General features: G+C 64.9%; 19 protein-coding genes. 11 read left to right on the forward strand and 8 right to left on the reverse strand.

The features are described from left to right. The first annotated feature begins 17 nt into the window (after nt 1–17). The 4 genes from ACX3O0_RS04625 (at nt 18) to ACX3O0_RS04640 (ending at nt 2,736) form a co-directional block, all read left to right on the forward strand. On the forward strand, nt 18–1,235 hold the full coding sequence (locus tag ACX3O0_RS04625) for a phosphoglycerate kinase (RefSeq protein WP_459106935.1): 1,218 nt from the start codon (nt 18–20) through the stop codon (nt 1,233–1,235). Beyond that, the gene (tpiA, locus tag ACX3O0_RS04630; RefSeq protein ID WP_459093404.1) at nt 1,232–2,029 is read left to right on the forward strand and encodes a triose-phosphate isomerase; all 798 of its coding nucleotides are present in this window, start codon (nt 1,232–1,234) and stop codon (nt 2,027–2,029) included. The genes ACX3O0_RS04625 and tpiA overlap by 4 nt, the downstream gene beginning before the upstream one ends. An 81-nt stretch (nt 2,030–2,110) precedes the next feature. Then, complete coding sequence (gene secG / locus ACX3O0_RS04635; protein WP_459093405.1) at nt 2,111–2,362, forward strand: preprotein translocase subunit SecG; 252 nt, start codon at nt 2,111–2,113, stop codon at nt 2,360–2,362. Nucleotides 2,363–2,370: 8 nt separating this feature from the next. After that, entirely contained in the window at nt 2,371–2,736 is a 366-nt protein-coding gene (locus ACX3O0_RS04640; RefSeq protein WP_459093406.1) for an RNA polymerase-binding protein RbpA, read from the forward strand. A gap of 29 nt (nt 2,737–2,765) precedes the next feature. Here ACX3O0_RS04640 and pgl read toward each other — a convergent pair whose 3' ends face one another. From pgl to tkt, 6 genes are all read right to left on the reverse strand, one after another. Continuing rightward, complete coding sequence (pgl, locus tag ACX3O0_RS04645; RefSeq protein WP_459093407.1) at nt 2,766–3,527, reverse strand: 6-phosphogluconolactonase; 762 nt, start codon at nt 3,525–3,527, stop codon at nt 2,766–2,768. Next, nucleotides 3,524–4,528, reverse strand: coding sequence for a glucose-6-phosphate dehydrogenase assembly protein OpcA (locus tag ACX3O0_RS04650; protein WP_459106936.1), 1,005 nt, complete (start codon nt 4,526–4,528; stop codon nt 3,524–3,526). The genes pgl and ACX3O0_RS04650 overlap by 4 nt, the downstream gene beginning before the upstream one ends. After that, nucleotides 4,525–6,066, reverse strand: a complete 1,542-nt coding sequence (gene zwf / locus ACX3O0_RS04655; protein WP_459093487.1) for a glucose-6-phosphate dehydrogenase — start codon at nt 6,064–6,066, stop codon at nt 4,525–4,527. Before zwf ends, ACX3O0_RS04650 begins: the two co-directional genes overlap by 4 nt. Before the next feature lie 74 nt (nt 6,067–6,140). Further along, nucleotides 6,141–7,757, reverse strand: coding sequence for a glucose-6-phosphate isomerase (locus tag ACX3O0_RS04660; RefSeq protein WP_459106937.1), 1,617 nt, complete (start codon nt 7,755–7,757; stop codon nt 6,141–6,143). Next, nucleotides 7,754–8,881 (reverse strand): transaldolase, encoded by a 1,128-nt coding sequence (gene tal, locus ACX3O0_RS04665; protein ID WP_459093410.1) that lies wholly within the window; start codon nt 8,879–8,881, stop codon nt 7,754–7,756. The genes ACX3O0_RS04660 and tal overlap by 4 nt, the downstream gene beginning before the upstream one ends. Before the next feature lie 55 nt (nt 8,882–8,936). Then, complete coding sequence (gene tkt, locus ACX3O0_RS04670) at nt 8,937–11,030, reverse strand: transketolase (protein ID WP_459106938.1); 2,094 nt, start codon at nt 11,028–11,030, stop codon at nt 8,937–8,939. A 314-nt stretch (nt 11,031–11,344) separates the two neighbouring features. On the opposite strand from tkt, the gene ACX3O0_RS04675 reads away from it, so the two are divergent. After that, a complete protein-coding gene (locus ACX3O0_RS04675; protein WP_459093412.1) occupies nt 11,345–12,265 on the forward strand; it encodes a heme o synthase in 921 nt (306 codons plus the stop codon). Nucleotides 12,266–12,301: 36 nt separating this feature from the next. Here the strand turns inward: ACX3O0_RS04675 and ACX3O0_RS04680 are convergent, their stop codons facing one another. Continuing rightward, nucleotides 12,302–13,243: a COX15/CtaA family protein gene (locus tag ACX3O0_RS04680; RefSeq protein ID WP_459106939.1), complete on the reverse strand. Its 942-nt coding sequence runs from the start codon at nt 13,241–13,243 to the stop codon at nt 12,302–12,304. A gap of 264 nt (nt 13,244–13,507) precedes the next feature. On the opposite strand from ACX3O0_RS04680, the gene sufB reads away from it, so the two are divergent. From sufB to ACX3O0_RS04705, 5 genes are read left to right on the forward strand one after another with little or no spacing between them, the layout of a single operon-like run. Beyond that, a complete protein-coding gene (sufB, locus tag ACX3O0_RS04685; RefSeq protein ID WP_459093414.1) occupies nt 13,508–14,926 on the forward strand; it encodes a Fe-S cluster assembly protein SufB in 1,419 nt (472 codons plus the stop codon). After that, the gene (sufD, locus tag ACX3O0_RS04690; RefSeq protein WP_459106940.1) at nt 14,927–16,144 is read left to right on the forward strand and encodes a Fe-S cluster assembly protein SufD; all 1,218 of its coding nucleotides are present in this window, start codon (nt 14,927–14,929) and stop codon (nt 16,142–16,144) included. Continuing rightward, on the forward strand, nt 16,144–16,470 hold the full coding sequence (locus ACX3O0_RS04695; protein WP_459093416.1) for a non-heme iron oxygenase ferredoxin subunit: 327 nt from the start codon (nt 16,144–16,146) through the stop codon (nt 16,468–16,470). Before sufD ends, ACX3O0_RS04695 begins: the two co-directional genes overlap by 1 nt. 14 nt (nt 16,471–16,484) lie before the next feature. Continuing rightward, nucleotides 16,485–17,249, forward strand: coding sequence for a Fe-S cluster assembly ATPase SufC (sufC, locus tag ACX3O0_RS04700; RefSeq protein ID WP_459093417.1), 765 nt, complete (start codon nt 16,485–16,487; stop codon nt 17,247–17,249). Between the two features lie 4 nt (nt 17,250–17,253). Further along, nucleotides 17,254–17,583: a metal-sulfur cluster assembly factor gene (locus ACX3O0_RS04705; protein ID WP_459093418.1), complete on the forward strand. Its 330-nt coding sequence runs from the start codon at nt 17,254–17,256 to the stop codon at nt 17,581–17,583. 27 nt (nt 17,584–17,610) lie between these two features. Here the strand turns inward: ACX3O0_RS04705 and ACX3O0_RS04710 are convergent, their stop codons facing one another. Then, nucleotides 17,611–18,237, reverse strand: coding sequence for a biotin transporter BioY (locus tag ACX3O0_RS04710; RefSeq protein ID WP_459093419.1), 627 nt, complete (start codon nt 18,235–18,237; stop codon nt 17,611–17,613). Between the two features lie 101 nt (nt 18,238–18,338). Between ACX3O0_RS04710 and ACX3O0_RS04715 the strand changes: the two genes are divergently transcribed. After that, entirely contained in the window at nt 18,339–19,937 is a 1,599-nt protein-coding gene (locus ACX3O0_RS04715; protein ID WP_459093420.1) for an ABC-F family ATP-binding cassette domain-containing protein, read from the forward strand. Nucleotides 19,938–19,967 lie beyond the last annotated feature (30 nt).

The following is a 19,967-nucleotide window of genomic DNA, read 5'->3' on the forward strand; positions in this document are numbered from 1 at the left end:
CCGAACGCCTCCAGCAGATGTCCCTTCGCACGATCAGTTCATTGGGCCCGTTGACCGGAAAGACGGTCATCGTCCGCTGCGACCTCAACGTTCCGCTGAGTGACGGCGAGATCACGGACGATGGCCGGATCCGGGCATCCGTGCCCACTCTGCGCGAGCTGATCGACGCCGGCGCCCGGGTGGTGGTGATTTCGCACCTCGGCCGTCCAGAGGGCAAGCCGGATGCGAAGTACAGCCTCTCCGGCGTCGCAACCCGTCTCGGCGAGCTGTTGGCCACGAATGTGCGCTTCGCCAGCGATACCGTGGGCGACTCGGCGCGGGACACCGTCTCCCAGCTCGAGGATGGCCAGGTGGCTGTGCTTGAGAACCTCCGGTTCAACCCGGGGGAGACCGCGAAGGATGACACCGCGCGCGGAGCATTCGCAGAGGAACTCGCCTCCTTCGGCGACCTCTTCGTCTCTGACGGCTTCGGCGTCGTCCACCGCAAGCAGGCCAGCGTGTATGACCTGGCCGAGTTGCTGCCGAGTGCCGCAGGCCTGCTGATCGCGACCGAACTGGATGTCCTGGACCGCCTGACGGAACGGCCGGCCAAGCCGTACACGGTGGTGCTGGGCGGTTCGAAGGTCTCTGACAAGCTCGGCGTCATCGGCCACCTCCTGCCGAAGGTCGACACGCTGCTGATCGGTGGCGGCATGATGTTCACCTTCCTGGCTGCCCTCGGCCACCAGGTCGGGGCCAGCCTGCTGGAGAAGGACCAGATCGAGACAGTTCGCGGCTACCTCGCTGAGGCCGACCGCCTCGGTGTGACGATCGAAGTGCCGACGGATGTTGTCGTCGCCTCGAAGTTCGGAGCTGACGCTGAGCATGCGGTCACCGCTGCGGACTCGTTCGAGTCGACGCCATGGCGTGAGTCCGGCATGGGTCTCGACATCGGCCCGGAAACCTCCGCCCGCTTCGCAGAAGCCATCCGCTCCTCTGCCACGGTCTTCTGGAACGGTCCGATGGGCGTCTTCGAGTTCGATGCGTTCGCTGCCGGGACGAAAGCCATCTCGGCCGCACTCACCGAGGTGGACGGTTTGTCAGTCGTCGGCGGGGGAGACTCGGCTGCGGCGGTACGTGCGCTCGGATTCACCGACGGCCAGTTCGGCCACATTTCGACGGGCGGAGGTGCCAGCCTCGAGTTTCTCGAGGGTAAGCGCCTCCCTGGACTGGAGGTTCTCGGTTGGCAAGCATGACCACGACAGGCGGTGGGCGCGTTCCGCTCATCGCCGGCAACTGGAAGATGAACCTCGACCACCTGCAGTCCATCGCATTCGTGCAGAAGCTCGCCTGGAGCCTGAAGGATGCCAGGCACGACTTCAGCCAGGTCGAGGTGGCGGTCTTCCCGCCGTTCACCGACCTGAGGTCTGTGCAGACCCTGGTCTCGGCCGATCGCCTGCCGATCACGTTCGGTGGCCAGGATGTCTCCGCACACGCCTCCGGGGCGTACACCGGTGAGATCTCCGCCGCGTTCCTGAAAGCGCTGGAATGCGAGTACGTGATCATCGGGCACTCCGAGCGTCGGACGCTGCACGACGAGTCCAACGAGCAGGTCGCTGCCAAAGCAAAGGCCGCCGTCGGCGTCGGGCTCACCCCGGTCATCTGTGTCGGTGAGTCGGCAGAAGACCTTGAGGAGCATGGGCCGAGTGCGGTGCCGGTTGCCCAGTTGACGGTCGCCCTGTCCGAACTGGAAGCGGGCACCGATATCGTCGTCGCCTACGAACCGGTCTGGGCCATCGGCTCCGGGCAGGCCGCAACACCCGAGCAGGCCGAACAGGTTGCTGGTGCTCTTCGTGCGGTGATCTCCGAATCCCTGGGCGCCGACACTGCAGCAGCAACCCGCATCCTGTACGGTGGCTCGGTGAAAGCAGCCAACATTGCCGGGTTCATGCGCCAGCCGAACCTCGACGGCGCGCTGGTCGGTGGTGCAAGCCTCGACATCGCCGAGTTCTCCAGCATTGCGCGCTTCCGTCACCACGTCGGAACATAGGATCCAGCGCCCGGGGAGGCGAGCATCCGCAGCCCGGTTATACTGATCAACGGCCGGTAACGGCTCGTAGAAAGGTTTTTTGTGGAAATTCTCCAGGTCGTCCTGCAGGTGGTGCTCGGCATCACGAGTCTCCTGCTGACCCTCCTCATCCTTCTGCACCGTGGTCGCGGTGGTGGGCTCTCCGACATGTTCGGCGGCGGAGTCACCTCGAATCTCGGTTCCTCCGGCGTCGCCGAACGGAACCTCAATCGTTTCACCGTGATCCTGGGACTGGTGTGGGTCGCCTGCATTGTCGTGCTGGGGCTCATCACCAAGTTCGATTCGGTCGGTTAGGAGTACTCATGGCTTCTGGTGGTAGTGCTATTCGCGGTTCCCGCGTTGGGGCAGGCCCGATGGGCGAACAGGATCGCGGCTTTCACGCCGAACGGATCCAGGTTCACTATTGGTGCGGCAACGGCCACGAGCTGAGCCCGTTCTTCCTGGCGACGATCGATCCCGACGAGATCCCGGTCACGATCGACTGCCCGAACTGCGGCACACCAGCCGGGCGCGACAAGGCCAACCCGCCGCTCATCGCCAAGCTCGAGCCGTACAAGACTCATCTCGCGTACGTCAAGGAGCGCCGGAGCGAAGAAGAGGCTGTCGCCCTTCTCGACGAAGCGCTTCAGCAGCTTCGCACCCGCCGCGGCCAGACCGCTACGTCCTGACCGCTACCGCCTGACCGCTACCGCCTGGTTCAGTACTGGCTGGCGATCAGGTCGGCCGGAACTTCGGCCGCAGCCGCCTCGTCGACGAAGAACACCGTCTTGCGGCGGCCTTCTGCTGCGCCGACGGGAAGCTGGTAACGGCCGGCCCCGGCAAGGGCCAACCCCAGGGCAGAAGCTTTATCGGCGCCGGCCAGGGCGATCCATACACGCTCGGCGCTGTTGATCGCCGTGAGGGTCAGGCTCAGCCGCTCGGGCGGCGGCTTGGGGGAATTCCGCACGGCCACCACTGTGCCCGGCGCGTCCACCAGGTCGCGCCGCTCGGGAAACAGTGAGGCGATATGGCCGTCCGGGCCGACCCCGAGCAGGAGGATATCGAAGTGCGGTTGCGGGGAATCGCCGCCGGCCGCGGCAAGCTCATCGGAGTATCGTTCGGCGGCAGTATCCAGGTCGTATCCCTGGTCTGAAGCCGGGAACGGGTGCAGGTTCTCAGCAGGAAGGTCGAGGCCGTCGAGGAGCGCATCCTTCGCCTGCTGGTCGTTGCGGTCGGCGTGCCCGGCAGGCACCCAACGCTCGTCCCCCCACCAGAAGTGCACGCGGCCCCAATCGACACTGCCCCGGTCCTCCGCGGCGCTGATCGCACTGAGGATGCCGATTCCGACCGAACCCCCGGTCAGCACGACGTTCATCGACGGCTTGTTCTCGAGCGTACGCCTCGCGGTGCGGATGACGCGCCCGGCAACAACCGTCATCAGCTCGCTCGAGTCAAGGTGGATCAATACGCGCTTGTTCATTGCCTGTCCTTCGTCTGGTTCGCTTGTCCCTGGTCCTCGTGTCCTTGGCTGGGCGGGATGATGGTCGGCTCTCCCAATTGCCGCAAACCTATGGTTACCACTTCGCCGAACAGGTCGTCAGGGTCCAGCCGACGCAGTTCCTCCGCGAGGCAGTCCCGGAGGCTCCGCCTGGGCAGGGAGATGTCGTGAACCGGCTGGTTCGGCTGGGTGAGGGTTGCGATGGTCAGTTGCGGTCGCTCCAACCGGATGGCGCCGGACTGGCGCGTCAGCGTCACCCCGTGGATGCCGGTCGGCGCTGCGCCCGGCAAGGTCAGCTCGTACTCGACCGGTACCTGCAATTGCAGTTGAAGCCAGGCCGCAAGAAGCAGGGTGGACGGGGAATCGGATGAGCCGTGCACCTGCACGCCGATGATGGGCTCGTACGGTGGCTGGTCGAGCACCGCGGCCAGTTGTGCACGCCACAGCGTCAGGCGGGTCCAGGCGAAGTCGACGTCGCCCGGCGCGTAGTTGACCGAGATTCCCTGGAGGAACGCGCCGGGGTCCACCTGCGCGGCCGAGTCGGTGATGCGGCACTGGGCGATGCGGCCGAGTGTCGACTCTGACACCTTCTCCGGGGCGATGCCGGGCCACCAGGCGACCACAGGGGCGTCCGGGAGCAGTAGCCCCATCACCAGCCCCTCGTCATCGATTCCGGTTGCGTCGTGCACCTTGAGAACGATCACCTCGCTGGCTCCGGCGTCTCCACCAACCCGGATCTGGGCGTCCAGGCGCAACTCCGTGGCCGCATCCGTTATCGGCGATTTGGAGATGACGATCACGCGCATCGGATGCTCGCGGGAGGCGTCGTTCGCAGCATCGATGGCCGCCTCCTCCTGGCCCAGGGTGGTGGAGATCACCAGTGTCAGCACCCGGCCGAGCGCGACGGCGCCGCCTTCCTCCCGGATGGTGACGAGGGCTTTCGAGATCTTGCTGGCCGTGGTGTTCGGCAGGTCTACGATCATGGTCGCCTCCAGGCTCGTCCATCCCTGGCCAGCAGGTCCTCGGCGGATGCCGGACCCCAGGTGCCGGGACGGTACTGTTCCGGCGGGCCCTGGGTCGCCCAGAACTGCTCGATCGGGTCCAGGATCTTCCAGCTGAGCTCCACCTCCCGGTGGCGTGGGAACAGTGGGGGATCACCCAGCAGCACATCGAGGATCAGCCGTTCGTAGGCCTCAGGGCTGGCCTCGGTGAAAGCGTGCCCGTAGCCGAAGTCCATGGTCACGTCCCGCACCTGCATGCCGGCCCCCGGAACCTTCGAACCGAAGCGGATGGTCACGCCCTCGTCGGGCTGCACCCTGATGACCAGTGCGTTCTGCCCGAGCGCCGACATCTGACTGTCGGCGAACAGGTATTGGGGCGCCCGCTTGAAGACGACGGCGATCTCGGTCACCCGGCGGCCCAGTCGTTTGCCTGCCCGCAGGTAGAACGGGACTCCCGCCCAGCGCCTGGTACCGATGTTCAACCGGATGGCCGCGTAGGTCTCAGTGGTGGACTGCGGGTTCATGCCGTCCTCTTCGAGGAAGCCGACCACCTTCTCCGCACCCTGCCAGCCACCGGTGTACTGACCGCGCGCGGTGGCCGCCCCCAGGTCTTTCGGCAGGATCACCGCGGAGAGCACCTTCTCCTTCTCCGCCCGCAGGTCGCTCGCCTCGAACGACACAGGCTCCTCCATCGCCGTCAATGCCAGAAGCTGGAGAAGGTGGTTCTGGATCACGTCACGCGCGGCGCCGATTCCGTCGTAGTAGCCGGCGCGACCACCGACCCCGATGTCCTCCGCCATGGTGATCTGCACGTGGTCGACGTAGTTCGCATTCCAGATCGGCTCGTAGAGCTGGTTGGCGAATCGCAGAGCCAGGATGTTCTGAACGGTCTCCTTGCCCAGGTAGTGGTCGATGCGGAACACGGAGTCCGGCGGAAAGACCGACTCGACCACCGCGTTCAGCTCGCGTGCAGACTGCAGGTCGCTGCCGAACGGCTTCTCGATGACGACTCGACGCCACTGGCCTTCCTTCTGCTCGGCAAGCCCCGAGCGGCGGAGCTGTTCGGTGACCACCGGGAACGACTTGGGCGGGATCGACAGGTAGAACGCGTGGTTGCCCATGGTGCCGCGATGGGCATCCAGTTCCTCGATCGTCCTGCCCAGGTTCTCGAACGCCTCGTCATCATCGAATTCGCCGGAGACGAAGCGGATGCCCTGGGCCAGCTGATTCCAGACGTCCTCGTCGAACGGGGTTCTCGAGTACTGCTTGACGGCGTCGTGGACCACTCGTTCGAAGTCCTGGTCCTCCCAGTCACGGCGGGCGAAGCCGACCAGCGCGAACCCGGGCGGGAGCAGCCCGCGATTGGCCAGGTCGTACACCGCCGGCATCAGCTTCTTGCGGGACAGGTCCCCGGTGACGCCGAAGATGATCAGGCCGCTGGGCCCGGCGATCCGATTCAGGCGCCGATCGGAGGGCAACCGGAGGGGGTTGAACTCTGGTGTGATCTCAACCGGCGACATCTGTCTCCTCTGGGTCTGCATGGGACGAGTCTGCGTGGGACGAGTATGGGAGGGACGAACTCATCTGGGTGAGCTCAGCCAAGCACGGAGCGGATGGCAGCGGCGCCGGCCGCCGGATCGGTCAGGGTGAGGCTGAGGACCGGGCGACCGAGCTCCTCGAGCACGCTGGCATCCCCGGCGGCCTGCGCCTGGATCAGCTGCCCGAAAGTGAACGGCCGGTCGGGGATGGCGAGGTCGGCATCCGTTGCCGTGGCCGTATCAACAGCGGCGCGAAGCTGCAGGAATGCCCCCACCCTCGGGCCGCCCTTGTGGAACTGGCCGGTGGAGTGGAGGAACCGTGGCCCCCAGCCGAAAGTGACCGGACGACCAAGGCGAGCGGCAAACGCATCACGCAACCCGGATACCGCATGGTCCGCGTGCCGGTCCAGGTAGGCCTGGATGGCGAGATAGCCGTCCTCGCCGATCTCTGCGGTCAGATTGTCGATCACCTGCGCCAGCGTGGAGGCACCGGAGACGACGGATGCTGAACCGCGCACTTCGATGCCGTCGACCTCGAACGCAGGGGCTTCGGGCTCCGGGCGATCGTCGAGCAGCCCACGGGTCGCCGTCTTCGCGGATTCGACATCCGGCTGGTCGAACGGGTTGATTCCGAGCAGCCGACCGGCAACAACGGTGGCGTACTCCCAGACCAGTAGTTGGGCGCCCAGCGTTCCGCTGATCTCGATTTCGCCCTCGAGAACTTCATGGGTTTCCCGTGCACTCTCCACCAGCCTGACGACCTGGAGGTCCGGGAGCCCGAGCCGCAGTTCGGGGGAGCTCGGCTCGAGAACCACCGGCAGCAGTCCGGTGCCGTTCTTGCCGGTGGACTCGGCGATCAATTGCTCCGCCCAGTCGGCGAACCCGACGATGTAGGTGCCATCGGCGACAATGCCGAGCTTGTCCTTGAGCGGGCGTGTCCCGGCGATGGCCGCGCCCAGGACGAGAGCAGGATTGTCCGGGTGGTCGACGGCCAGGCGGCCGCTGACGGAGGACGCCTCATCGAGCAGGCCGGCAATGTCCACTCCCGCGAGTCCGGATGGCACCAGCCCGAAAGCGGTCAGCGCTGAATAGCGCCCGCCGACGTTCGGATCCGCGTTGAAGACGCGGTATCCGTCAGCACGAGCAGCAACGTCGAGTGGTGATCCCGGGTCGGTGACGACGACGATGCGGGTGATCGGGTCGATTCCGGCATCCAGGAAGGCGCGTTCGTAAATGCGCTTCTGGCTGTCGGTCTCGACCGTCGATCCGGACTTCGACGAGACGACCAGCACGGTGCGCTCGAGTCGGTCGGCGACGGCGGCCCTCACCTGGCCGGGATGTGTGGAGTCGAGCACGGTCAGCGGCACGCCTGCGGTGCGAGTGATCACTTCTGGAGCGAGCGATGATCCTCCCATTCCGGCGAGGACGACGTGGTCGACCCCTGCCGACCGGAGCTCGTCGCGGAGCGCCAGGATGTCGTCCACCATTCCGTCCGAGACGACGACGGCCTCGGTCCAGCCCAGGCGCTTGGCGGCCTCATCCTCGGCCGCGGCGCCCCACAGGCTGGCATCCTGCCCGGTGATGCGGGATGCGACGAGGTCGGAGACCAGTTGCGGCACCACCCGGGAGACGGCCTCGGCGGCCACTCCACTCACCGCCACGTCGAAGCTCATTGTGCTGTTCCGGACCGAGCCGCCTCCAGGGCTGCGCTCACGGTGTCGAGCAGTTCGTTCCAGGAGACGACGAACTTCTCGACGCCTTCCTTCTCGAGCACCGCGGTCACGTCTTCATAGGAGATTCCGACGGCCGCGAGTGAGTCGAGCGCCTGGTTCGCTTCCGCATAGGCGCCGGTCACCGTGTCTCCGCGCACCTCACCGTGGTCGAACGTGGCTTCCATGGTCTTTTCCGGCATGGTGTTCACGACGCCGGGGGCGACCAGCTCGACCACGTAGGTGGTGTCTGGCACGTTCGGGTCCTTCACGCCGGTGGAGGCCCAGAGCGGCCGCTGGAGGTTCGCTCCGGATGCCAGCAGCAGCTTGGCACGTTCGGTGGCGAACGACTGCTCGAACACCTGGTAGGCCAGGCGCGCATTGGCGACTCCGGCCTGCGACTTCAGCGCAAGTGCCTCCTCCGTTCCGATCTCGGCCAGGCGTTTGTCGACTTCGGTGTCCACCCGGGACACGAAGAACGAGGCGACCGACTGGATGGTGCTGAGGTCCTTGCCGGCCGCTTTCGCGCGCTCCAGGCCGGTCAGGTACGCGTTGATGACCTCGCGGTATCGCTCCAGGCTGAAGATGAGGGTGACGTTGACGCTCACGCCCTCGGCCGTCAGCGCGCTGATCGCCTCGAGCCCCTCGAAAGTGGCCGGAACCTTGATCATGACGTTCGGGCGGTCGACCTTGTTCCACAGTTCGAGACCCTCAGCGATGGTTCCCTCTGCGTCGTGGGCGACACCGGGTTCGACCTCGATGGAAACACGCCCGTCAAGGCGGTTCGTCGCATCGTAGACGGGCCGCAGGATGTCACATCCGGTGGCCACGTCGTGCGTGGTGATCTCGAAGACCGCCTCGGTGACGGTCTTGCCTGCCGCAGCCAGCTCTGCCACCTGGGCATCGTAGGCGTCGCCCTTCGCCAGTGCACCGGCGAAGATGGTGGGGTTGGTGGTGACACCGACCACGTTGCGCGTGTCGATGAGCTCCTTGAGCCCTCCCGAGACGATGCGGTCGCGTGAGAGGTCGTCGAGCCAGATGCTTACGCCCGCTGTTGAGAGGGCTGCGAGTGGACTGGTGGTGTTCATTGCGGGTTCCTTTGTCCTGTTGGGTTCTGTGTTCTCGGTCCTGCGGATGCCACGGTTAGAGCGCCGCCAACGACTCTCTGGCCGCACTGACAGCATGCTCCGCGGTGATTCCGAACTCACGGAACAGGGTCTTGTAGTCGGCGGATGCGCCGAAGTGCTCGATCGAGACGGAGCGACCAGCGTCGCCCACGTACCGCCGCCAGCTGAGATCGACGCCGGCCTCGATGGACACCCGCGCCTTGACGGCTGCCGGGAGCACGGATTCGCGGTAGTCAGCGCTCTGTTCCTCGAACCACTCCAGGCTCGGGGCCGACACCACGCGGGCGTTGATGCCGTCCGCCTTGAGCAGTTCGCGCGCCTCGATGGCCACCTGCACCTCGGAGCCGGTCGCGATGAAGATCACGTCGGGGCTGCCGCCCGGAGCCTCGGCCAGCACATACGCACCCTTGACGACGTGCTTGGCCGAGGCCAGGGTGTCGCCGCTGGCGACGTCGTCGCCACGCTCGAAGACGGGGATGTTCTGCCTGGTCAGCGCGAGCCCGGCCGGGCCGCCGCGACGTTCGAGGATGGTCTTCCAGGCCCACGACACCTCGTTGGCGTCACCGGGGCGCACGATGGTCATTCCCGGAATGGCGCGGAGGCTGGCAAGCTGCTCGATCGGTTGGTGGGTCGGTCCGTCTTCGCCGAGCGCAACGGAGTCGTGGGTCCAGACGAAGATCGACGGCACCTGCATGAGGGCGGCAAGGCGAACCGCCGGACGCATGTAGTCGCTGAAGATCAGGAAGGTTCCGCCGAATGGGCGGGTGTTCCCGTGGAGCACGATCCCGTTGATGATCGCCGCCATGGCGTGCTCGCGAATGCCGAAGTGCAGCACGCGCCCGTACTTGTTGCCCTTCCAGGCATCGGTGGAGTGTTCTGCGGGAACGAATGATTCGGCTCCGGCGATGGTGGTCAGGTTGGATTCGGCCAGGTCGGCCGAGCCGCCCCAGAGCTCCGGGATCACAGCGCCGAGCGCCCCGAGCACCTTGCCGGACGCGGCGCGGGTCGAGACATCCTTGCCCGCCTCGAACACGGGAAGTGCGTCTTCCACGCCCGCCGGCAGTTCGCCGCTGAGGATCCGGTCGTGCAGCTGCTTCCGCTCCGGGTTGGCCGTGGCCCAGGCCTCGAAACGGGTGTCCCACTCCGCATGGGCGTCGGCGCCGCGGTCGATGGCCTTCCTGGTGTGCTCGAGCACCTCGTCGGCGACGTCGAAGGTCTTCTCCGGATCGAAACCGAGCACGCGCTTGACGGCGGCGAGCTCGTCGCCGCCGAGTGCGGAACCGTGGATCTTGCCGGTGTTCATCTTGCCGGGGGACGGCCATCCGATGATGGTGCGCAGGATGATCATGGACGGACGCGTGACCTCGGCCTGCGCCGCCTCGATCGCAGCGTGCAGTTCGTGGATGTCCTCCTCGTACTGGCCGGTCTTCTTCCAGTCGACGACCTGCACATGCCAGTGGTACGCCTCGTAGCGTGCCTTCACGTCCTCCGTGAACGCGATGTCGGTGTCATCCTCGATCGAGATCTGGTTGCTGTCATAGATCGCGATCAGGTTTCCGAGCTGCTGGTGCCCGGCCAGGGACGACGCTTCGCTGGTCACGCCCTCCTGCAGGTCACCGTCGCTGCAGATGCTGTAGATGTAATGGTCGAACGGGCTCTGGCCTGGGGCGGCATCCGGGTCGAACAGCCCACGCTCGAAGCGGGAGGAGTAGGCGAAGCCCACGGCGGACGACAGCCCCTGGCCGAGCGGGCCGGTGGTCATCTCCACACCATCGGTGTGACCGTACTCCGGGTGCCCCGGGGTTTTCGAACCCCAGGTGCGCAGTGCCTTCAGGTCATCCAGTTCCAGCCCGTACCCGCCGAGGTAGAGCTGCACGTACTGGGTCAGCGAGGTGTGCCCGGCCGACAGGATGAAGCGGTCGCGACCGATCCACTCGTTGTCGCGCGGGTCGCGGCGCATCACCTTCTGGAAGAGGAGGTAGGCGGCCGGAGCCAGCGACATGGCAGTGCCCGGATGCCCGTTGCCCACCTTCTCAACGGCATCCGCAGCCAGGATTCGGGCGGTGTCTACCGCTTGATTGTCAATGGAATCCCACTGGAGAGCTGCCACGTGATGATGACCCTTCTGCTTCGGTCGGAGCGAATCTGAGCCGCTACGCCGCTGTGTTGACAGTTGCTGTTCGAGACTCGATGCCCCGACTGGACGCGGAATAGACACTCGCCGTGGACGTCATCGGCACTGCCGCAATTGCGTCGACCGAGTCTGGAACCCGGCCTGTGTGACGCGCTGGCTGCGACTGGCAAGCTCCTTACAGTATAGAGAACCACCCTCCGGAGCGCTTCCGGCCCGTGTGCCGTCCGGCCCGGGGCTCCCGGCCGGTGTCCTAGACTTGATGAGAGCAAAATCCCCGTGTTAGAGGAGCAATGAACGTAGCCGTAGACAACCAGCTCCACACTGGCCGGGCGCATGGGCTGGATAGGGTCAAGGCATTCTTCGCACTCACCAAGCCCCGGGTGATCGAGCTGTTGCTCGTGACGACAGCTCCGGTGATGATCCTCGCCCAACGGGGCATTCCCGACCTCTGGCTCGTATTCTGGACCCTGGTCGGCGGTTCGATGAGTGCCGGCGCGGCCGGCGCATTCAACTGCTACATCGACCGCGACATCGACCGCGTGATGAAACGCACCAGCAAGCGACCGCTCGTCACCGGTGCCATCACCCCTCGTGAGGCACTGGTGTTCTCCTGGGTGCTGGCCGTGGCATCCGTCGCTGTGCTGTGGGTGGCAGCCAATTGGCTGGCTGCCGTGCTCTCCGCCGTCGCCATCTTCTTCTACGTCGTCATCTACTCGCTGATCCTGAAGCGCCGCACCTCGCAGAACATCATCTGGGGCGGGATCGCCGGATGCTTCCCGGTGCTCATCGGGTGGACGGCCGTCACCGAGTCGATCACCTGGGCGCCGCTCATCCTGTTCGCCGTCGTCTTCCTGTGGACGCCACCGCACTACTGGCCGCTGTCGATGAAATACCGCGACGACTATGCCTCGGTCAACGTGCCGATGCTCGCGGTCGTGCGCGGACGCACCCAGGTGGGGCTGCAGGTCATCCTCTACGCCTGGGCGACGGTCGCCTGCTCGCTGCTGCTGATCCCGGTCGGCGACATGGGCCTGGTCTACAGCCTGGTGGCGATCAGCACCGGTGGCTGGTTCATCTACGAGTCACATGTGCTCTACGCCAAGGCGATCCGTCACGGGGAGGTCAAGCCGATGCGGGTGTTCCAGGCGTCGATCACGTACCTGACCCTGCTGTTCGTCGCGGTCGGCGTGGACCCGCTGCTGCCCTTCTAGCCTTCTCCAGCGCAGAGCGTTCGGAATCCTCGTCGACTAACGGCCCTCGGCGACCGGAGTCTTCAGCCGCAGGATGACGACGGTCATCGCCGCGGCCAGCAGTGCGGCGAGCACCATGTGGGCGCCCACAGCCAGCTCGGGGAGGCCATTGCGTGCCTGGTAGAGGCCGAGAAGGACCTGCACCAGCTCGATCGCGAGCAACGCGACCGCCCATGGCGCGATGGCGAGACGCAGACGGATGCCCGCTATCACCAGCACGATCGTCAACGCGAAGGTGAGGTAGGCGGGCCAGGCGTGGAGGTGCTCGAGCAATTCGACATCGAAACCGGTTCGGCCGGCGGTCACGTCTCCAGAGTGCGGCCCGGACGCGGTGGTCAGCACGCCGACAGCAATGGTCACGGCGACGACACCGCTGGTGCCGTGCGTGAGCGCGGCGAACCACACCGGCACCGCCCGGACTCGCAGCCCGGCGCCCTGATTCATCCGCACCAGGAAGGCCGCCATGACGCAAACCAAAGCGAGCGACGCGACATAGTGGAACCCGACGATGAAGGGGTTCAATCCGGTCCACACCGTGACTCCGCCGACGACGGCCTGGGCGAAAACTCCTCCGATGACGACCGCGGCAAGCGTGAACAGGTCCCGCCGTTCCGTCCGGAGCCGCCACAGCAGCAGGAGCAGCACGAGTGCCGCGATGCCGACGACGCCGGTCATCATCCGGTTCCCGAACTCGATCAGGCTGTGGAAGCTGAGTTCAGCAGTCGGGATGAGGGACTCCGCCGTACAGGTCGGCCAGGTCGGACAACCCAGGCCGGACCCGGTGAGCCTCACCGCACCGCCGGTGCCGATGATCGCCACTTCGCAGACGAACGAAACCCATGCCGCTATCCGTATACGTGCGTCCCTGATGCCTGGAAGTCTGACTCCCGATTCCGCGGATTCTTGACGAACCGATAACGACTGGCCGCTCACTGCCATCCTTTCAAGCAATTCCCACCGGCAACGCTGTAGAATCGAATTGTTCGCAGAACACAGCCGATACCGGGGCGTCATCGCAGATGCCGGAGTTCTCTCCCGGTTCCTCGATCATTCTAGGCAGGTGGCGAAGTTGAAAACGCCGAACCGCTTCGAACAATCGATACCCAGCCCCCGTATACAGGCACGCGAACGACAATGCTGGTCGCAGGCGGGAATGATCTCCGTTCCGCGTTAGTTGCGGCCAGTAGAGGAGTGATGAAACCCATGACAGAAGTATTGATCAGTCGACCGGAGCTTTCGAGCCTGGGCATCTACGAATTCGGCTGGTCCGATTCGGATGTTGCCGGAGCCACGGCCAAACGGGGAATCTCACCCGAGGTCGTCGCGGAAATCTCCGCGCTCAAGGACGAACCGGAATGGATGTTGAAGAATCGCCTTAAAGGCCTCTCAATGTTCTACAAGAAACCGATGCCGGCCTGGGGTGCAGACCTCTCCGGAATCGACTTCGACAACATCAAGTACTTCGTGCGCTCGACCGAGCGCCAGGCACAGACCTGGGAAGACCTCCCGGAAGACATCAAGAACACCTACGAGAAGCTCGGCATCCCGGAAGCGGAACGCTCCCGCCTGGTGGCAGGTGTCACCGCACAGTACGAGTCCGAAGTGGTCTACCACCAGATTCGTGAAGACCTCGAGGCGCAGGGCGTCATCTTCACCGACACGGACACCGCGTTGCGCGAGCACCCGGAGTTCTTCGACGAGTACTTCGGAACCGTCATCCCGGCCGGCGACAACAAGTTCGCCGCGCTGAACACGGCAGCCTGGTCCGGTGGCTCCTTCGTCTACGTTCCGCCCGGTGTCCACGTGGAGATTCCGCTGCAGGCATACTTCCGCATCAACACGGAGAACATGGGGCAGTTCGAGCGCACGCTCATCATCGCCGACGAGGGAAGCTACGTTCACTACATCGAAGGCTGTACGGCGCCGATCTACACCTCGGACTCGCTGCACTCCGCCGTGGTCGAGATCATTGTGAAGAAGGATGCCCGCGTCCGCTACACGACGATCCAGAACTGGTCGAACAACGTCTACAACCTGGTGACCAAGCGTGCCATCGCGCACGAGGGCGCCACCATGGAATGGGTCGATGGCAACATCGGATCCAAGGTGACCATGAAGTACCCGTCGATCTACCTGGTGGGGGAGCATGCGAAGGGTGAAACCCTCTCCGTCGCTTTCGCCGGCCCCGGTCAGCATCAGGATGCCGGCGCCAAGATGGTGCACATGGCCCCGTACACCCAATCGTCGATCCTCTCGAAGTCGATCGCCAGGGGCGGCGGCCGCAGCGGCTACCGCGGCGAGGTGAGGATCGCGGCGGGCGCGCACCACTCCGCCAACAGCGTGGTCTGCGATGCGCTACTCGTCGACACGATTTCGCGTTCCGACACGTACCCGACCACGGACATCCGCGAAGACAACGTGCAGATGGGCCACGAGGCCAGCGTCTCGCGCGTCAGCGAAGAGCAGCTCTTCTACCTGATGTCGCGCGGGATGGCGGAAGAAGAGGCCATGGCCATGATCGTGCGCGGCTTCATCGAGCCGATCGCGCGGGAACTTCCCATGGAGTACGCGCTCGAATTGAACAAGCTCATTGAAATGAGCATGGAAGGATCCGTCGGTTAAATGTCTGTTTCCATCACACCGACGCAGCATCACGGACCGAAGTCACACCAGGATCCGAAACTGAACCACTCGCGACTGAGCTCGAAGCAGAACAGCGCGGGCGGCGAGGGGCTGATCCCGGTTCAGAGTCGGGCCGAGCGCTTCCACTCTTACGATGTAGCCGAATTCGAGCCGGTCACCGGTGGCGAGATCCAGTGGAAGTACACCCCGCTGAAGGCGGTGCGTCCGCTCCTGGACGACGCCCTCGACGGGTCGCCGACCGAGCTGGACATCCAGTCGACTGCAGGGGCCACCATCGAATGGGTGGACCGGGCGGATGCGCGGATCGGCCGAGGCGGCGCCCCGGAGGAGCGCGCGTCGGCCAACGCCTGGAGCAACTTCGACCAGGCCCTCGCGATCACCATCTCCGGCGATGAGCCTGCCCAGGCGACCGTCAAGCGCAGTGCACTCGGATCAACGGCGCGTGCCGCCCACACGGTGATTGTCGCGAAACCGAACAGCCACGGACTGGTCGTCCTCGAGAACTCCGGGGGAGCGCTGCTCAGCGAGAACCTCGAGATCGTCGTGGAGAACGACGCGAACCTCACAGTGGTCAGCGTGCAGCAATGGGACCAGGATGCCGTGCACGTGGCCAGCCACTTCGCGACCCTCGGGAACGGCGCACGTCTCAAGCACGTGGTGGTTTCCCTCGGCGGTGCAGTGGTCAGGGTCAACCCGTCAACGCAATTGGTGGGGGCTGGTGCCGACGCCGAGCTCTACGGCCTCTACTTCGCCGACGCCGGACAGTTCATCGAGCACCAGGTGTTCGTGAACCACGACGCACCGCAGACCCGCTCACGCGTCAGCTACAAGGGTGCCCTGCACGGTGACGGTGCTCACACTGTCTGGATCGGTGACGTGCTGATCACGCCGAAGGGCACCGGCACCGACAGCTACGAGCAGAACCGGAACCTGTTGCTGAGCGACGGCGCCCGCGCCGACTCCGTCCCGAACCTCGAGATCGAAACCGGTGACATTGCCGGTGCCGGCCACGCCACGACCAGTGGTCGCTTCGACGACGAGCAGTTGTTCTACCTGCAGGCCAGGGGCATTCCCGAACTGGAGGCCCGTCGGCTCGTTGTCCGCGGCTTCCTCTCGGAAATCGTGCAGAAGGTCGGCGTTCCCGAGCTGGAACAGCGCCTGGAGGAAGCGATCGAAGCAGAGTTGGCGGCCTCCTGATGGCCGGAGTCAAGATCTGCCCAGCAGCAGACCTCGAGGTTGGGGCAGCTGTGCGAGTCGTCATCGATGACAAGCCGATCGCCCTCGTCAAGGATTCGGCAGGCGATATCTACGCCATCGGCGACACCTGCACGCACGGCGACATCTCACTGTCCGAAGGGTTCGTCGAAGACGACACCCTCGAGTGCTGGGCTCACGGCTCGAAGTTCTCATTGAAGTCGGGCAAGGCACTCACGCTGCCGGCCTACGAACCCGTGCCGGTGTACACCGTCTCCATCGTGGACGGCGATGTTTACATCGACCCCACCGACATTTTTACTCCGTAGAAAGCGAACACACCATGTCAGTACTGACCATCAAGGACCTCCACGTCAGCGTCGAGACCGACCAGGGCACCAAGCAGATCCTGAACGGCGTCGACCTGACCGTCAACGAGGGCGAAACCCATGCCATCATGGGGCCGAACGGCTCGGGCAAGTCCACCCTCGCGTACACGATCGCCGGGCATCCGAAGTATCACGTCGAATCCGGATCGGTGCACCTGGATGACGTCGACCTCCTGGCGATGAGCGTCGACGCCCGCGCCCGCGCTGGCCTCTTCCTCGCCATGCAGTACCCGGTGGAGGTTCCCGGCGTCACCGTCACCAACTTCCTGCGCACCGCGAAGACGGCGATCGACGGAGAGGCTCCGGCCATCCGCCACTGGGTCAAGGACATCCGCCAGGCGATGAACAACCTGCGGATCGACTCCAGCTTCTCCGAGCGCAACGTCAACGAAGGTTTCTCCGGTGGCGAGAAGAAGCGCCATGAGATCCTCCAGCTCGAGCTCCTCAAGCCGAAGTTCGCGGTGCTCGACGAGACAGATTCCGGGCTCGACGTGGATGCCCTGAAGATCGTGGCGGATGGCGTCAACCGGGCCAAGGAGAACACCGGTCTCGGCCTGCTGCTGATCACCCACTACACCCGCATCCTGCGCTACATCAAGCCGGACTTCGTGCACGTGTTCGTTGACGGCAAGGTGGCAGAAGAGGGTGGCGCCGAGCTGGCGGACCGTCTCGAAGATGAGGGCTACGATCGCTTTCTGGCGAAGACGAACGTAGGCTGAAGTCATGCCAGTCGCACTTGAACCAGCCCTTTTCGACAAGGTTGAAGAGGCGCTGAAAGATGTCATGGACCCGGAGCTCGGCGTCAACATCGTCGACCTCGGGCTGATCTACGACCTCACCTGGGATGAAGAGAACAACGCCCTGATCATCAGCATGACGCTGACGTCAGCAGGATGCCCCCTGACGGACGTGATCGAAGAGGAGATCTCCCAGAACCTGGACGGGATCGTCGAGCAGTTCCGCATCAACTGGGTGTGGATGCCGCCGTGGGGCCCGGACAAGATCACGGATGATGGCCGCGACATGATGAGGGCGCTCGGCTTCGCCATGTGACGCGGGAGCTGCTACCGGCGGTTCTGCTCACGCGGCGCTGCTCGACCGGTCAGCGTCGCGAACCTCCATCCGGTTCAGGGCCGCCCAGGCGGCGGTAGTGATGGTGGCTGCGAGAAGGAGCTTCACAACTCCGCCAACCGCCAGCGGGAGAAAACCCTGTGCAATGGCGTCGCCTAACGCCAGGTCGTTCACCACGGCCAGCCTCGGAACGCCGACGATGAAGATGATGGCCGTTCCACCGGTCGCCGAGGCGACTGCACGCAGGAAGGTACGATCGAGTCCGCGCTCTGCCACCCAGCCGACGAACGCGGCGGCGATGATGAACCCGATGATGTATCCGCCCGGGGGACCGGTGATCGTCTCGAACCCGGAAGTGCTGTTACTGAAGATCGGCAGTCCCAGCGCACCACCGACAACATACAAGGTGATCGCAATCGCACCACGAAGGGAGCCGAGCGCCATTCCCACCAGCAGCACCGCCATGCTCTGGCCGGTCAGCTGGATCGGCCACGCCGGCGTCGCAACCTGCGCGGCGATCGACGTGAATGCGACTCCGGTGACGATCAGCACGACGTCGATGGCCAGCCCACGACCGATCAGGCGATCAGCCAGGGTTGGTTTGCCCAGTGACAGGGACAGGTGCGACAGACCCATGAAACCCCTCCTCGACGCCGAGCCGTACTACTTCGAAATATACTGGAGAATTCCCCCCAACCCCGCTGTCGGCTCGACAGCAATAGAAATGGACTATTCCTGTGCTCAGCGTGCATGACCTCGAGATCCGGGTAGGGGCCCGCACCCTGATGGAAGGCGTGTCGTTCCGTGTCGACCGCGGGGACAAGATCGGCCTGGTGGGCCGCAACGGCGCAGGCAAGACCACCCTGACCAAGACGCTGTCCGGGGAGACAGCGCCCACCGGCGGCACGATCGACCGTTCGGGCGAGATCGGCTACCTCCCTCAGGATCCCCGGTCCGGGAACCCATCCGACCTGGCTCGCACCCGGATCCTCGACGCCCGTGGCCTGGGCCAGATCATGCTGGGGATGCAGACCGCCACCGAGCAGATGGGCAGTTCGGACTCTGCTGTCAGCGCAGCCGCAATGAAGAAGTACAGCAACCTGTCCGACCGCTTCCTGGCTTTGGGAGGTTACGCCGCCGAGGCCGAGGCTGCCTCCATTGCCAGCAACCTGAGCCTTCCCGACCGGATCCTCGACCAGCAACTGTCGACGCTCTCGGGTGGGCAGCGCCGCCGTATCGAGCTCGCGCGGATCCTGTTCTCCGGCGCGGACACCATGCTGCTCGATGAGCCGACCAACCACCTCGACGCCGACTCAGTGGTGTGGCTGCGGGACTACCTGAAGAACTTCGCCGGCGGCCTCATCGTGATCAGTCACGACATCGAGCTGGTCGAGGAGACCGTCAACCGCGTCTTCTACCTCGATGCCAACCGCCAGATGATCGACATCTACAACATGGGCTGGAAACACTACCTGCGTCAGCGCGAGGCGGATGAGGAACGCCGCAAGAAGGAACGCGCCAACGTCGAGAAGAAGGCCTCTGTGCTGCAGCTCCAGGCGGCGAAGTTCGGTGCGAAGGCGTCCAAGGCTGCCGCAGCACACCAGATGGTGCGTCGCGCCGAGAAGATGTTGTCCGGGCTGGACGATGTGAGAACTTCCGACCGAGTGGCGAAACTGCGGTTCCCGGAGCCCGCTCCGTGCGGCAAGACCCCGTTGATGGCGTCGAACCTGAGCAAGAGCTACGGCTCCCTGGAGATCTTCACAGCCGTCGACCTGGCGATAGACCGCGGGTCGAAAGTCGTAGTGCTCGGCTTCAACGGGGCGGGAAAGACCACCCTGCTGCGAATCCTGGCCGGCGTCGACCAACCGGATACCGGACAGTTGGAGCCGGGACACGGCCTGCGGGTCGGATACTACGCGCAGGAGCACGAGACCATCGACGTGAAGCGCACGGTGCTCCAGAACATGGTCTCGTCGTCCCCCAGCATCACCGAGACCGAGGCCAGGCGGGTGCTCGGCTCCTTCCTGTTCACCGGAGACGACTCGCACAAGCTTGCCGGAGTGCTCTCCGGTGGGGAGAAGACCAGGCTCGCGCTGGCCATGATCGTCGTCTCCGGTGCGAATGTGCTGCTCCTCGACGAACCGACCAACAACCTCGACCCGGCCAGCCGGATCGAGATCCTGGATGCGCTTGCCAACTACTCGGGCGCAGTCGTTCTGGTCAGCCACGACGAGGGCGCCGTTGAGGCGCTCAACCCTGAGCGGGTGCTCATCCTGCCCGACGGGGTGGAAGACTTCTGGAGCAAGGACTACGCCGAGTTGGTGACTCTGGCCTGAGCAGAGTGGTCTGAGCTGCGTATTTCTCCG

The organism is Homoserinimonas sp. A447 (assembly GCF_054489325.1).

What these genes read in the sequence shown, in the direction of transcription:
- ACX3O0_RS04625 (WP_459106935.1), top strand. Translation starts at nt 18, where the DNA reads ATGTCCCTTCGCACGATCAGTTCATTGGGCCCGTTGACCGGAAAGACG.
- tpiA (WP_459093404.1), top strand. Translation starts at nt 1,232, where the DNA reads ATGACCACGACAGGCGGTGGGCGCGTTCCGCTCATCGCCGGCAACTGG.
- ACX3O0_RS04640 (WP_459093406.1), top strand. Translation starts at nt 2,371, where the DNA reads ATGGCTTCTGGTGGTAGTGCTATTCGCGGTTCCCGCGTTGGGGCAGGC.
- pgl (WP_459093407.1), bottom strand. Translation starts at nt 3,527, where the DNA reads ATGAACAAGCGCGTATTGATCCACCTTGACTCGAGCGAGCTGATGACG.
- ACX3O0_RS04650 (WP_459106936.1), bottom strand. Translation starts at nt 4,528, where the DNA reads ATGATCGTAGACCTGCCGAACACCACGGCCAGCAAGATCTCGAAAGCC.
- zwf (WP_459093487.1), bottom strand. Translation starts at nt 6,066, where the DNA reads ATGTCGCCGGTTGAGATCACACCAGAGTTCAACCCCCTCCGGTTGCCC.
- ACX3O0_RS04660 (WP_459106937.1), bottom strand. Translation starts at nt 7,757, where the DNA reads ATGAGCTTCGACGTGGCGGTGAGTGGAGTGGCCGCCGAGGCCGTCTCC.
- tal (WP_459093410.1), bottom strand. Translation starts at nt 8,881, where the DNA reads ATGAACACCACCAGTCCACTCGCAGCCCTCTCAACAGCGGGCGTAAGC.
- ACX3O0_RS04675 (WP_459093412.1), top strand. Translation starts at nt 11,345, where the DNA reads ATGAACGTAGCCGTAGACAACCAGCTCCACACTGGCCGGGCGCATGGG.
- ACX3O0_RS04680 (WP_459106939.1), bottom strand. Translation starts at nt 13,243, where the DNA reads ATGGCAGTGAGCGGCCAGTCGTTATCGGTTCGTCAAGAATCCGCGGAA.
- sufB (WP_459093414.1), top strand. Translation starts at nt 13,508, where the DNA reads ATGACAGAAGTATTGATCAGTCGACCGGAGCTTTCGAGCCTGGGCATC.
- sufD (WP_459106940.1), top strand. Translation starts at nt 14,927, where the DNA reads ATGTCTGTTTCCATCACACCGACGCAGCATCACGGACCGAAGTCACAC.
- ACX3O0_RS04695 (WP_459093416.1), top strand. Translation starts at nt 16,144, where the DNA reads ATGGCCGGAGTCAAGATCTGCCCAGCAGCAGACCTCGAGGTTGGGGCA.
- sufC (WP_459093417.1), top strand. Translation starts at nt 16,485, where the DNA reads ATGTCAGTACTGACCATCAAGGACCTCCACGTCAGCGTCGAGACCGAC.
- ACX3O0_RS04705 (WP_459093418.1), top strand. Translation starts at nt 17,254, where the DNA reads ATGCCAGTCGCACTTGAACCAGCCCTTTTCGACAAGGTTGAAGAGGCG.
- ACX3O0_RS04710 (WP_459093419.1), bottom strand. Translation starts at nt 18,237, where the DNA reads ATGGGTCTGTCGCACCTGTCCCTGTCACTGGGCAAACCAACCCTGGCT.